This is a genomic window from Zoogloea oleivorans, from assembly GCF_008107625.1.
GTDB lineage: Bacteria > Pseudomonadota > Gammaproteobacteria > Burkholderiales > Rhodocyclaceae > Zoogloea > Zoogloea oleivorans.
Genome location: NZ_SDKK01000015.1, coordinates 56371 through 68331 on the forward strand (window position 1 = coordinate 56371; position 11961 = coordinate 68331).

General features: G+C 64.9%; 14 protein-coding genes and 2 tRNA genes. 11 read left to right on the top strand and 5 right to left on the bottom strand.

From position 1 onward, the window contains the following. Nucleotides 1–83: 83 nt before the first annotated feature. Nucleotides 84–157: transfer RNA gene (locus tag ETQ85_RS16055), tRNA-Met, on the bottom strand. Nucleotides 158–398: 241 nt separating this feature from the next. Between ETQ85_RS16055 and ETQ85_RS16060 the strand changes: the two genes are divergently transcribed. Continuing rightward, nucleotides 399–548 carry a lmo0937 family membrane protein gene (locus ETQ85_RS16060; RefSeq protein ID WP_148580093.1) on the top strand — a complete coding sequence of 50 codons (150 nt, stop codon included), beginning with the start codon at nt 399–401 and terminating at the stop codon, nt 546–548. A 51-nt stretch (nt 549–599) separates the two neighbouring features. Here ETQ85_RS16060 and groL read toward each other — a convergent pair whose 3' ends face one another. Together groL and ETQ85_RS16070 are read right to left on the bottom strand one after the other, a co-directional pair. Next, nucleotides 600–2237, bottom strand: a complete 1638-nt coding sequence (groL, locus tag ETQ85_RS16065) for a chaperonin GroEL (RefSeq protein ID WP_148580094.1) — start codon at nt 2235–2237, stop codon at nt 600–602. 53 nt (nt 2238–2290) lie between these two features. Further along, nucleotides 2291–2581 (bottom strand): co-chaperone GroES, encoded by a 291-nt coding sequence (locus tag ETQ85_RS16070; protein ID WP_148580095.1) that lies wholly within the window; start codon nt 2579–2581, stop codon nt 2291–2293. A gap of 471 nt (nt 2582–3052) precedes the next feature. Between ETQ85_RS16070 and ribA the strand changes: the two genes are divergently transcribed. From ribA to ETQ85_RS16110, 8 genes are all read left to right on the top strand, one after another. Next, a complete protein-coding gene (gene ribA, locus ETQ85_RS16075) occupies nt 3053–3712 on the top strand; it encodes a GTP cyclohydrolase II (protein WP_148580096.1) in 660 nt (219 codons plus the stop codon). Nucleotides 3713–3826: 114 nt separating this feature from the next. Then, on the top strand, nt 3827–5605 hold the full coding sequence (gene mdoH / locus ETQ85_RS16080) for a glucans biosynthesis glucosyltransferase MdoH (protein ID WP_148580097.1): 1779 nt from the start codon (nt 3827–3829) through the stop codon (nt 5603–5605). A 15-nt stretch (nt 5606–5620) separates the two neighbouring features. Further along, entirely contained in the window at nt 5621–6415 is a 795-nt protein-coding gene (locus ETQ85_RS16085) for a RibD family protein (protein WP_222862191.1), read from the top strand. Then, a complete protein-coding gene (locus tag ETQ85_RS16090) occupies nt 6408–7388 on the top strand; it encodes a zinc-dependent alcohol dehydrogenase (protein ID WP_148580098.1) in 981 nt (326 codons plus the stop codon). Before ETQ85_RS16085 ends, ETQ85_RS16090 begins: the two co-directional genes overlap by 8 nt. Nucleotides 7389–7405: 17 nt before the next feature. Further along, nucleotides 7406–7813 carry a 6-pyruvoyl trahydropterin synthase family protein gene (locus ETQ85_RS16095; RefSeq protein WP_148580099.1) on the top strand — a complete coding sequence of 136 codons (408 nt, stop codon included), beginning with the start codon at nt 7406–7408 and terminating at the stop codon, nt 7811–7813. Continuing rightward, the gene (locus ETQ85_RS16100) at nt 7810–8859 is read left to right on the top strand and encodes a glycosyltransferase family 4 protein (RefSeq protein ID WP_148580100.1); all 1050 of its coding nucleotides are present in this window, start codon (nt 7810–7812) and stop codon (nt 8857–8859) included. Before ETQ85_RS16095 ends, ETQ85_RS16100 begins: the two co-directional genes overlap by 4 nt. Further along, nucleotides 8856–9731, top strand: a complete 876-nt coding sequence (locus ETQ85_RS16105; protein ID WP_148580101.1) for a class I SAM-dependent methyltransferase — start codon at nt 8856–8858, stop codon at nt 9729–9731. The genes ETQ85_RS16100 and ETQ85_RS16105 overlap by 4 nt, the downstream gene beginning before the upstream one ends. A gap of 93 nt (nt 9732–9824) precedes the next feature. Further along, nucleotides 9825–10454 (top strand): YceI family protein, encoded by a 630-nt coding sequence (locus ETQ85_RS16110; RefSeq protein WP_148580102.1) that lies wholly within the window; start codon nt 9825–9827, stop codon nt 10452–10454. A gap of 22 nt (nt 10455–10476) precedes the next feature. Here ETQ85_RS16110 and ETQ85_RS16115 read toward each other — a convergent pair. After that, nucleotides 10477–10550, bottom strand: a tRNA-Met gene (locus ETQ85_RS16115). Nucleotides 10551–10751: 201 nt separating this feature from the next. Between ETQ85_RS16115 and ETQ85_RS27295 the strand changes: the two genes are divergently transcribed. Next, a complete protein-coding gene (locus ETQ85_RS27295; protein WP_281283103.1) occupies nt 10752–10877 on the top strand; it encodes a hypothetical protein in 126 nt (41 codons plus the stop codon). 106 nt (nt 10878–10983) lie between these two features. Continuing rightward, a complete protein-coding gene (locus ETQ85_RS16120) occupies nt 10984–11328 on the top strand; it encodes a diacylglycerol kinase (RefSeq protein ID WP_148580103.1) in 345 nt (114 codons plus the stop codon). Nucleotides 11329–11389: 61 nt separating this feature from the next. Here ETQ85_RS16120 and tpx read toward each other — a convergent pair whose 3' ends face one another. Next, entirely contained in the window at nt 11390–11893 is a 504-nt protein-coding gene (gene tpx, locus ETQ85_RS16125; RefSeq protein WP_148580104.1) for a thiol peroxidase, read from the bottom strand. Nucleotides 11894–11961 lie beyond the last annotated feature (68 nt).

Consider the following 11961-nt stretch of genomic DNA (forward strand, 5'->3'; position numbering starts at 1 on the left):
ACAACCCAGCGTCCCGAAGCATCGGGACGCTGGAAAGCAAAAAGCCCAACCACCGAAGTGATTGGGCTTTTTGCTTAATTGGGTTGCGGGGGCAGGATTTGAACCTGCGACCTTCGGGTTATGAGCCCGACGAGCTGCCAGACTGCTCCACCCCGCGTCAGAGAAAGAGAATATTAAACGTTGTCACGACTTGCGTCAAGTTTATTTTGCGCCGCACAAAAACAGCCGCTCAGACGCACCCGTTTACGAATGCGCCCCACAGTTCCGTGCGCCACCGCACCGACCGTGCCCGCCCGACGATCCATACTTGAACTATGCAGACAAGTCAGGCCGATACGCGAGATCCGATCGCGTTGAACACGGGACCGACCCGAAAGCACCCGATAACGGAGGATTCCATGCTCTACACCATTGCCGTCGTACTACTTGTCCTGTGGCTCCTTGGTCTTGTCACATCCACCACCATGGGAGGCTTCATCCACATCCTGCTGGTCATCGCCATCGTCGTCGTGTTGCTGCGAGTCATCAGCGGACGCCGCGTTTTATAGGGTGTCCCGGCGGCCCCGGGTCTTGACAGACCGGGAGCCACCCTTTGGCGCTTAGAAGCCTCCGCCGCCAAAGCCACCGCCGTGGTGATCGGACGGCGCCGCCGGCTTGTCTTCCGGCAGTTCGGCCACGATGGCGTCGGTGGTGAGGATCAGCGAGGCCACCGAGGCGGCGTTCTGCAGGGCAGAGCGGGTCACCTTGGCGGGATCCAGCACCCCCTGCTCGACCAGATCGCCATAGGTGCCGTTGGCCGCGTTGTAGCCGAAGTTGCCACTACCCTCGATCACCTTGTTGACCACCACCGAGGCCTCGTCACCGGCGTTGGTGACGATCTGGCGCAGCGGTTCTTCGATGGCGCGCAGCACGATCTTGATGCCCGCGTCCTGCTCGTGGTTGTCACCCTTGAGGTTGGCGATGGCACTGCGGGCGCGCAGCAAAGCCACGCCACCGCCGGGCACCACGCCTTCTTCGACGGCTGCACGGGTGGCGTGCAGGGCATCCTCGACGCGGGCCTTCTTTTCCTTCAGTTCGACTTCGGTGGCAGCGCCGACCTTGATCACCGCCACGCCGCCGGCCAGCTTGGCCTTGCGCTCCTGCAGCTTCTCCCTGTCGTAGTCGGAGGTGGCTTCGGCGATCTGGGCGTCGATGGTCCCGACGCGGGCCTTGATCGCATCGGCGCTGCCGAGACCGTCCACCACGGTGGTGTTTTCCTTGCCCACTTCGATGCGCTTGGCCTGGCCCAGATCCTCCAGGGTGGCCTTGTCGAGAGTCAGGCCGATCTCTTCCGCGATCACCTTGCCGCCGGTCAGCACGGCGATGTCTTCGAGAATGGCCTTGCGGCGGTCGCCAAAGCCCGGCGCCTTGACGGCCACCACCTTGAGGATGCCGCGGATGGTGTTGACCACCAGCGTCGCCAGCGCCTCGCCTTCCACGTCCTCGGCGATGATCAGCAGCGGCCGGCCGGCCTTGGCGACCTGTTCGAGAATCGGCAGCAGGTCGCGGATGCTGGAGATTTTCTTGTCGAAGAGCAGGATGAAGGGTTCGTCCAGCGCGGCGATCTGCTTTTCCGGGTTGTTGATGAAGTAGGGCGACAGATAGCCCCGGTCGAACTGCAGGCCTTCGACCACGTCGAGCTCGTTGTTGAGGCTCTTGCCATCCTCCACGGTGATCACGCCGGACTTGCCGACCCGGTCGATGGCATCGGCGATGATCTGGCCGATGTCGGCATCCGAGTTGGCAGAGATCGCGCCGACCTGGGCGATTTCCCTGCTGGTGGTGGTCGGGCGGGCGATGTTGCGGATTTCGGCGACGATGGCGATCACCGCCTTGTCGATGCCGCGCTTCAGGTCGGCCGGGTTGTAGCCGGCGGCCACGTACTTGAAGCCTTCGCGAACGATGGCCTGAGCCAGCACGGTGGCGGTGGTGGTGCCGTCACCGGCGTTGTCGGAAGTCTTGGAGGCGACCTCCTTCACCAACTGGGCGCCGATGTTCTCGTACTTGTCCTTGAGCTCGATTTCCTTGGCGACGGAGACGCCGTCCTTGGTCACGGTAGGCGAGCCGAAGCTGCGCTCCAGCACCACATTGCGGCCCTTGGGGCCGAGGGTCACCTTGACCGCGTCGGCGAGGATGTTCACACCAACAACGATGCGGGCACGGGCGTCATCACCAAACAGCACTTTCTTTGCAGACATTCAAATGACTCCTGATTCTGGGGGGGGGATGTTCTGGTGGGGAATGCGGGGCCTCAGCCCTCGATGATGGCGATGACGTCTTCCTCGCGCAGCACGAGGACGTCCTGGCCGTCGATCTTGACGGCCTGGCCGGCGTACTTGCCGAACAGCACCCGGTCGCCGGCCTTGACTACCAGCGGACGCAGCTCGCCATTGGCCAGCAACCTGCCGTTGCCGATGGCGATGACTTCACCCTGATCGGGCTTCTCGCCGGCGCTGTCGGGGATGACGATGCCGCTGGCGGTGGTGCGCTCGGGCTCGGTGCGGGTAACGATGATCCGGTCGTAGAGCGGGCGGATGGCCATTTTTCATTCTCTCCAGGCAGTGAGTGGGCGATCAGCCGGACGAGCCGGCCGTCCTCACTCCTTCGCAAAGTCGATGCCAGCACTCAACACCCTTGATTGCTAACAACTTTGCATTTCGGCATGCCTGCAGCGCTGTCTGCAGCGCAACATCCGGATGCGCAGCGCTGATGCCCGGGCAGCAGAACGCCTTTCAATTCGACGCTTACCCGCCGGTCCGTCCATTCCTTTACGCGTGAAGCCGGATTCACCGAGCGGAACCGGGCCGCGCACAACAAAGAAATACTCACAAGCTTATTCCTTAATAATCAATCGACTAATGATCACAAGGGGAACCCTTTTGCGGAAAGGGTGTCGGATGGTATTGTCAGCAACATCAGGGCAGCAGCCATCGCCCACGTCCGACCCGTACTGAAACGCATCCGGCCTTTCAGGGAGCGCTTTAAAACGCAACGCAACAAAAGATCCAGATCAATGCCTACTTCGCCAGAGTCACCCCGTCATTCCGAATGGCTGGCTTCGACCGATTTGCCCACGTCGAACGGGGTATTTGCCATGCACGTCTTTCGCACCACCGCTCCCGATGCCACGCACAGCCATCAGGAACATGTGGCGCTGGTCTATGGGGATGTCACAGGCAAGGCCGGGTTGCCGGTGCGGGTGCATTCGGAATGCCTGACCGGGGAAGTGTTCGGTTCGCTCAAGTGCGACTGTCGAGACCAGCTCGACATGGCGCTCTCCGAAATCGTCCGCCTGGGCGCCGGCATGGTTTTGTATCTGCGCCAGGAAGGCCGGGGAATTGGCCTTTCCAACAAGGTCCGCGCTTATCACCTGCAGTCACGGGGATACGACACCGTCGATGCCAATAGAGTACTCGGCCTGCCGGACGATGCCCGTTCCTATGAAGTCGTACCCGAAATGCTCGCCCATTTCGATGTGCGCAGCATTCGCCTGATGACCAACAACCCCGACAAGCTCGCCAAACTGACCGCCCTGGGCGTGAAAGTCGATGACTGTCTCCCGGTCATTACCGAGCCCAACCAGCACTCCATCGGCTATATCCAGACCAAGCGCCAACGCATGGGCCATGCCCTGCCGGAACTGGCCGAAGAAGAAGCGGTTCAAACGCGCTAAGGTGAATGCCGGGTAACGCTATCCGGCCTGTCCCTGAATTGAAAGCCGGTTCGCCAATCCCGCGCCGGCACGCAGTCCTATTGACTCAGGATATTCCGGAAAGCTGACTGTCGCATGGATGGATCATTTGAAAATGCCGCCGGGCAGGCGCGCGCCCGCGTGGCACTGCGCTGGCGGCGCATCGGCTTTTCCGCACTGGTACTCGGCAGTTGTGCCGCACTGCTGGGATTGATGGCGGCAACGCTATTTGTCGAAGCCCCCGACCCTGTCGGGATTGCCATGCTGCTGCTGTTCGCATTGACCTTGCCATGGACGACCATCGGCTTCTGGAATGCGGTGATCGGCTTCTCGCTGATGACCTTCTGCCGTGATCCGGCAGGGCTGGTGGCGCCTCACCTGCGCAGCATTGGCGGCACCGAGAAGATCGCCAGCAGCACCGCCCTGCTGATCTGCATCCGCAATGAAGACACCGGGCGCCTGCAGCGCAATCTCGGCTGGATGCTCGAAGGGCTCGTTGCCAGTGGCGAGTCGCGCTGGTTTCACCTCTACATGCTCAGCGACAGCAACCAGGCCCCGATCATCGAAGATGAACAAAGGGTCGCCGCCGAGCTGTCGGCGCGCTTCGGGTCTGCGCTCAGCATCACCTATCGGCGCCGCGAAGAGAGCAGCGGCTTCAAGGCGGGCAACATCCGCGACTTTTGCGAACGCTGGGGATCGCTTCATCAATTTGCGATTGTCCTCGACGCCGACAGCGTGATGACGCCGGCGGCGATGCTGCGCCTTGTCCGCATCATGCAGGTTCAGCCGCACATCGGCATTCTGCAGACGCTGGTCACCGGGCTGCCGAGCGCCAGCCCTTTCGCGCGCATCTTCCAGTTCGGAATGCGTCTCGGCATGCGCTCCTACACCCTGGGCGCAGCGAGCTGGCAGGGCGACTGCGGGCCCTACTGGGGCCACAACGCCATTCTCCGCATCGCCCCGTTCACCGAACACTGCCACCTGCCCGTGCTGCCCGGCAAACCCCCGCTCGGCGGCCACGTGTTGAGCCACGACCAGCTCGAAGCCGTGCTGATGCGCCGCGCCGGTTACGAAGTGCGGGTGCTGCCCGAAGAGAACGGCAGCTGGGAAGAAAACCCGCCGAGCCTGCCCGAATTCATCCGCCGCGACCTGCGCTGGTGCCAGGGCAACATGCAGTATTTCCACTTCCTGAGCCTGCCCCGCCTGCTCCCGGTAAGCCGCTGCCAACTCGGTCTGGCGATCGCCATGTACCTGGGCGCACCGGCCTGGCTGGGTCTCATGACGCTGGGCCTGCTGCGCCAGATGCCGATCCGGGCAGATCTTGGCGCACTGCTCTTCATCCTGACAATGGTCATGAGCTTCGCCCCCAAATTCGCCACCCTCGCCGACGTACTGGCGCGCAGCCCCTTGCGGCAGGCCTACGGGGGCACGGCGCGAATCCTCGTCAGCGCCTTCCTCGAAATGCTCTTCTCGATGCTGATCGCACCGATCTCCGCTGTCGCGGTCACGCTCTTCATGCTCGGCCTGCCCTTCGGCCGGGAGATGGGCTGGAGCACCCAGCAGCGGGATGCGGAGGGGATTCCCTTCGCACTGGCGGCCCGCCGGCTGTGGCTGCAGACGGTTCTGGGCTTCGTTTTCGCAGTGTGCTTCTGGCGGGTGGTGCCGGGCGCGGTGTGGCTGTGGGCGCCCTTTGTGCTCGGACTCGCCGGCGCGATACCGCTGGCCATGGCCAGTGCCGATCCCCGCGTCGGCCGGGCGCTGGCCGCCGTTGGCCTGTGCCGCATTCCCGAAGAAGCACGGCTGCCCGCCGAGCCGGAATACGCCACCCTGTTCGCGCCTTGTGCCCCCTTGTCGCCGACAGGCGCCACTGAATGACGCCGGAACACACCCATGCCCGAGATTGAAGAGCGGGTGCGCCCAGCGCTGTCGCCCCGCGCAGACGACGCCCAGTGGCGGGCGCTGCTCGACGCGCGGGGCGAGCACATCCCGACCGATGCAGCCTGCCCGCTGCACGCCCTGTACGGACCGCTGTGTGCCGCGCGCCGCCACGGCCCCTTCGCGGTCGGACATCTGGCCCAAAGCCTTGACGGACGCATCGCCACCAACAGCGGCGTGTCCCGCTGGCTGAGCGGCGCCGAAGACCTGCTCCACACACACCGCATGCGCGCGATTGCAGACGCGGTACTGGTAGGCGCCAACACGGTGTTGCACGACGACCCGCAACTCACGGTGCGCTTGTGCGCCGGCACCAGCCCGGTGCGGGTGATCGTCGATCCCGAGCGGCGCCTGGATGGCAGCCAGCGCGTCTTTCACGACACCACCGCGCCAACCCTTGTTCTGGTGGCAGCCAACCTGGCCCACCCCGGCGAAGCACAGGGCGAGGCCGAAGTCGTCCCGGCTCCCCGCGGCGAAGGCGGCCTCGACCCCCGCGAAATCCGGCGCATCCTGGCCCGGCGCGGGCTGCCATGGCTGTTCATCGAAGGGGGTGGCGTGACGGTTTCCCGCTTTCTGGCAGCTGGCGCACTGGATCGCCTGCAGATCACGGTGGCACCGGTCATCCTCGGCTCGGGGCGGCCCAGCATCGTGCTGCCGGAAATCACCGACCTGGGCGACAGCCTGCGGCCCCGCACACGGCGCTTCGTCTTTGGCGACGATGTCATGATCGAATGTGACTTTCATGGCTGAACAACAATTCGCCCAAGCCTTCTGGACCGTCAAGCCCGGCGTTGGCGAAATCCGCACGGCAGCGCTGCGTGCCCCGGAACCCGGCGAAGTGCTCGTCAAAACGCTGCGCAGCGGCATCAGCCGCGGCACCGAAAGCCTGGTCTTTCGCGGGCAGGTACCGGCCAGCCAATGGAGCGCGATGCGCTGCCCTTTCCAGGAAGGCGACTTTCCCGGTCCGGTCAAATACGGCTACGCCTCGGTCGGACGCATCGCAGAAGGCCCCTCAGAACTGCTGGGGCAGCGCGTGTTCTGCCTGCATCCGCACCAGGATTACTACGTCGTGCCGCGCGAAGCCGTCACGCCGCTGCCGGATGCGCTTCCTGACGCACGCGGCGTGCTCGCGGCCAACATGGAAACGGCACTCAATGGACTGTGGGATGCCACACCCCGCCTCGGCGACCGGATTGCCGTGGTCGGCGCCGGCGTGGTCGGCTGTCTCGTTGCCGCCCTGGCCGCACGGATGCCGGGGGTGCGCGTCGAACTGATCGACAGCGATCCGCGCCGGGCCGGCCTGGCGACGCAGCTGGGCTGTCACTTTGCGGCACCGGCACAGGCATCGGGCGACGCCGATCTGGTCATTCACGCCAGCGGCAACCCCGAAGGGCTTTCCACCGCGCTGGGTCTGGCCGGTTTCGAGGCCACGGTGCTCGAGATGAGCTGGTACGGCGATCAGCCGGTGGCCGTGCCGCTGGGCGAAGCCTTCCACGCCCGGCGCCTGAGCCTACGCTCCTCCCAGGTCGGCGCCGTGGCAACCGCCCAGCGCGCCCGCTGGAGCTACCGCCGACGCCTGGCGCTGGCACTGGAGCTCCTCGCCGACCCGGTGTTCGACGCCCTCCTCTGCGGCGACAGCCCGTTCGCAGATTTGCCGCTCACCCTTCCCCGCCTGGCCAGCAGCCCCGATGGTGCGCTGTGCCACGTCATCACCTACCCCTGAACCTGGAGTTTTCCCCGATGTATAGCCTTGCCGTTTCCGACCACATCATGATCGCCCACAGTTTCCGGGGCGAAATCTTCGGCCCGGCCCAGCAGTTGCACGGCGCCACCTACGGCGTTGAGGTCGAGTTCCGGCGCCGCGAACTGGACCGGAACGGTCTGGTCTGCGACATCGGCCTGGCCCTGACCGTCCTGAAGGAAGTGCTGGGTGAGTTCAACTTCAAGAACCTCGACACGGTGCCGGAACTGAGCGGCAAGAACACCACCACCGAAGTCATGGCCGGGGTGATCTTCGCGCGCCTGAAGGCGCGGGTTGCCGAGGGTGCCATCGGCCCCGATACGGCCGACGCGCTGGAATCCCTGCGCGTGGTACTGCGCGAATCGCCGGTGGCCTGGGCCAGCTTCGAAGGCAGCCTGCGCGAATGAATCTGGCTTTCCTGGTACCCGGGCCACTGGATCAGATCACCGGCGGTTATCTCTACGACCGCCAGGTGGTTGACGGCCTGCGGGCCCGGGGCCGCCAGGTCACACTGATCGAGCTGGCCGGCCGCTATCCCGACGCGGATGACGCAGCGCGGACAGCCGCCTCGGCGGCGCTGGCCGGGTTGCCGAGCGGCAGCCTGGCGGTTATCGACGGCCTGGCCCTGCCCGCCTTCGCCGCATGCCTCCCGTCGGAAGCGCAGCGCCTGCGCCTGATCGGCTTCATCCATCACACCCTGTCCCTCGAAACCGGCCTGAGCCCGGCCGAGGTCGACCGTTATGCCACCCTTGAAGCGACACTCCTGCCGCTGCTGCGAGGCGCCATCTGCCCCGGCGAACACACGGCCAGGGCACTCATCGCCGCCGGCCTCCCGGCAGATCACGTCGCCGTCGCCAAACCGGGCACCGCCCGGCCCCGGAGCGCCGCCATGCGCTCGACACAAGGCCCGCTGCAACTGCTCGCCGTCGGCACCGTGACGCCGCGCAAGGGCCATCTGCTGCTCATCGAGGCGCTGGCCAAACTGCGCGATCTGGACTGGCAACTGCACTGCATCGGCAGTCTGAATCGCGACCCCGCCGCCGCCGCGGCCGTCGCCCGGGCCATTCGCGCCCAACACCTCGACGACCGGGTCACACTACTCGGCGAACAGCCGGCCGCAGCACTGGCCGCGGCCTACCGGGGCGCCGATCTCTTCGTTCTGCCCTCCTATCACGAAGGTTACGGCATGGTTTTCGCCGAAGCACTGGCCCACGGCCTGCCCGTCATCGCCACCACCGGCGGCGCCATTCCGGACACGGTTCCGGCCGCTGCCGCCCTGCTCACGCCCCCGGGCGACAGCGCGACGCTGAGCGAGGCGCTACGACGCGTCCTCTCCGATGACAGCCTGCGCGCCCGACTGGCCGCAGGCGCCATGCAGGCCGCAACGCAGCTTCCCGACTGGGACGAGGCCGTCGACACCTGGGCCGCCGCCCTTGATCGGGTCGCCGCATGAGCGGATTCGACGCAAACTGGCTGCACCAGCGCGAGCCCTTCGACCTGGCCGCACGGAGCGGCACCCTCGCCGCCCAGTTTTGTGCAGCCGTCGCCAGCAGTGCCAATGGCCCCCTGCGAATCATCGATCTCGCCGCCGGCGCCGGCGCCAACTTCCGGGCCCTGGCCCCGTTGCTGCACGGCGACCAGGACTGGCTGCTGGTGGATCACGACCCCGTTTTGCTGGACGCCCAACAGGCGCAGATTGCCCGCTGGGCCACCGACCAGGGTTGGTCTTGCCACGCCCTTGAAGGCGGGCTGTCGGTGGACACCGGCAGCGCCCGCTGGCGCGTACGCGGGCATCTGCTCGATCTGGCCCAGTCGCTTGAACAACTTGAGCTGGCCGGATTCGATGGCGTCACCACAACGGCCTTCCTCGACTTGGTGTCGGCCGCCTGGCTGGACCGGCTGGGCGCCCTGCTGGCCCACGCCCGCCGCCCCCTGCTGGCAACGCTGACGGTGGACGGACAGCGGGACTGGCTTCCACGCCTGCCCGCCGACAAGTTCATTCACGACGCTTTTCTGCGCCACCAGTCTGGCGACAAGGGCTTCGGCGCCTCCCTCGGCAGCGCCGCCACCCCCTGTCTGGCCGATCGACTCACCGCCCACGGCTACCTGGTGAGAACCGCACGCAGCGACTGGCACATCGGCGCAGACCAGCGCGACATGCTGCTGAAGATGGTGGAGGAATCCCTCGCCGTGGCCTGTGCTACGGAACCGACGGCATCACCCCTGTTTGCCAAGTGGTCGGACGAACGCACGGCGCAGATAGCATCCCGCCAACTTTTGCTGACCGTGGGGCATCTCGACCTGCTGGCGCTGCCGCCAGCCTGAGCATGGCAGCAAGCGGCCGACAGACACGGATCTATACTGGCTTTACTGCGGATTTCCCGCCCACCTGCATTCTCGCTGCGAGGAGCCTGTGTCATGGCCTTGAACTCCCTTTCCGTGCGTGCCCTGCGCAGATCCGCCACGATCATTCTGGCGGGCGGCCTGCTAAGCGGCACCGCCGTTGCCGAACCGCGCAGCTATACCATCGACCCCGACCACTTCTCCATCGGTTTCAAGGTCGAGCATATCGGCTACGCGTCGATCCTCGGCCTGTTCCTCAAGGGGGCCGGCGAGTTTGTCTATGACGAGGAAAACCGCCAACTGGTGTCCGGTCGTGTCGTGGTTGCCGCCGACAGCGCATTCAGCAATCACAAGGCCCGCGACAACCACATCCGCGAGAGCGACTTCCTGGATGCAAAGCACTACCCGGAGATCATCTTCGAGGCCACCGGCTATACGCCGACGAGTCCAGCAAGCGGCAAGCTCGCCGGCAAACTGACGCTGCTCGGGCAAACCCGCCCGGTCAGCCTGGACATAACGCTCAACAAGGCCGCCAGCTACCCCTTCGGTCACGGCCGGCACACGCTGGGCCTGTCGGCGAGCACGACGATACGCCGCAGCCAGTGGGGCATGAACTACGGCGTCGAGCGCGCCCTCGTCGGCGACGAGGTGCTGCTGAACTTTGAATTCGAAGCCACAAAGCAAAATGCCCAACCACCGAAGTGATTGGGCATTTTGCTTAATTGGGTTGCGGGGGCAGGATTTGAACCTGCGACCTTCGGGTTATGAGCCCGACGAGCTGCCAGACTGCTCCACCCCGCGTCAGAGAAAGAGAATATTAGCCTGTTCTTCGATGAATGCCAAGTCTTTTCTCGTTCGGCCCCTAAATAGTGCGAAACCCAGGCATCACCCGCTGGCAAGAGGCTGCCAGGCAGACTATTTGTCGTCGGACGGTTTCCACCCGCCCATCGGCCTATAGTGGAATGGCACCTGCGTTCGCGGGTGCTTACCAGGAGCACGATCATGACCAAGGCCAAACAAACCACCAAAGAACAGAAGAAACAGCCGGCACTGAACCCCAAGGAAAAAAAGGCCGCCAAACTGGCCAAAAAGCACGCGCAGGACGTAGTGCCCTTTATTTCCCGCTGAACTGTTCACGCCAGGATTTCCGCTCTGCGCCACAAACGCGCAACAGATGCCACCCGGGCTTTCTTTTTCCATGCTGCCGCATGGGCGTTGACGTACATTTGTCCAAATGAAAGGACAAGGTTTCCTGCGGCGCTTCGGCTACGCGCTGAACGGCATCATCACGGCCTTCCGCCGCGAGCAGAGCATGCGCACGCACGGACTGGCGGTGGTTGGCGTCGGGATTTTTCTGGCGGCAACCGATGCGCCACCCGTGTGGTGGGCAGTGATCGGCGTAGCCGTCGGTCTGGTGCTGGTGGCAGAGCTGGCCAATACAGCGGTCGAGACACTGGCTGACCGCCTTCATCCGGAACATCACCCGGAAATCGGCGTGGCGAAGGATGTGGCCGCCGGAGCAGTGCTGGTTGCCACGCTGGTGGCCATTGGCGTCGGCGTGGCTTACCTGCTGCGCTGAACCGCCAGACACGCATGAGCGGAACAGGACGAACCCTGCCCCGTCATGCGCGATTCATCAATCAGGCCAGAGCAGCCAGGGCGGCGGCGTAATCCGGCTCGTTCTTGATTTCGGCAACGAGTTCGGAATGCAGCACCTTGTCGTTCTCGTCGAGGACGACCACCGCGCGGGCGGTCAGGCCGGCCAGCGGGCCGCTGGCGAGCGCCACACCGTAATTCTTGATGAAGTCTGCACCACGCAGGGTGGACAGGGTCACCACGTTGGCCAGGCCTTCGGCGCCACAGAAGCGTGACTGGGCGAAGGGCAGGTCGGCCGAAATGCACAGCACCACGGTGTTGGGCAGATCATTGGCGGACTGGTTGAACTTGCGCACGGAGGTAGCGCAGGTGGGCGTGTCGACGCTCGGGAAAATGTTCAGCACCTTGCGCTTGCCGGCAAAGCTGGCCAGCGGGGTGTCGGCGAGATCCTTGGCGACGAGGGTGAAGGCCGGGGCGGTCTGGCCCTTTTGCGGCAGATCGCCTTCGACTTGCACGGCATTGCCGCCGAGGGTAACGGTATTGGACATGGAGGCACTCCAGGGGAATTGAAAATGGTCTTGTTGTGGGCCGGCACGACGCTAACACCCCGAACCGG

Coding starts and splice junctions, on each gene's coding strand:
- ETQ85_RS16060 (WP_148580093.1), top strand. CDS start 399: ATGCTCTACACCATTGCCGTCGTACTACTTGTCCTGTGGCTCCTTGGT.
- mdoH (WP_148580097.1), top strand. CDS start 3,827: ATGGATGGATCATTTGAAAATGCCGCCGGGCAGGCGCGCGCCCGCGTG.
- ETQ85_RS16110 (WP_148580102.1), top strand. CDS start 9,825: ATGGCCTTGAACTCCCTTTCCGTGCGTGCCCTGCGCAGATCCGCCACG.
- ETQ85_RS16105 (WP_148580101.1), top strand. CDS start 8,856: ATGAGCGGATTCGACGCAAACTGGCTGCACCAGCGCGAGCCCTTCGAC.
- ribA (WP_148580096.1), top strand. CDS start 3,053: ATGCCTACTTCGCCAGAGTCACCCCGTCATTCCGAATGGCTGGCTTCG.
- ETQ85_RS16100 (WP_148580100.1), top strand. CDS start 7,810: ATGAATCTGGCTTTCCTGGTACCCGGGCCACTGGATCAGATCACCGGC.
- ETQ85_RS16085 (WP_222862191.1), top strand. CDS start 5,621: ATGCCCGAGATTGAAGAGCGGGTGCGCCCAGCGCTGTCGCCCCGCGCA.
- groL (WP_148580094.1), bottom strand. CDS start 2,237: ATGTCTGCAAAGAAAGTGCTGTTTGGTGATGACGCCCGTGCCCGCATC.
- ETQ85_RS16120 (WP_148580103.1), top strand. CDS start 10,984: ATGAAAGGACAAGGTTTCCTGCGGCGCTTCGGCTACGCGCTGAACGGC.
- tpx (WP_148580104.1), bottom strand. CDS start 11,893: ATGTCCAATACCGTTACCCTCGGCGGCAATGCCGTGCAAGTCGAAGGC.
- ETQ85_RS16070 (WP_148580095.1), bottom strand. CDS start 2,581: ATGGCCATCCGCCCGCTCTACGACCGGATCATCGTTACCCGCACCGAG.
- ETQ85_RS16095 (WP_148580099.1), top strand. CDS start 7,406: ATGTATAGCCTTGCCGTTTCCGACCACATCATGATCGCCCACAGTTTC.
- ETQ85_RS27295 (WP_281283103.1), top strand. CDS start 10,752: ATGACCAAGGCCAAACAAACCACCAAAGAACAGAAGAAACAGCCGGCA.
- ETQ85_RS16090 (WP_148580098.1), top strand. CDS start 6,408: ATGGCTGAACAACAATTCGCCCAAGCCTTCTGGACCGTCAAGCCCGGC.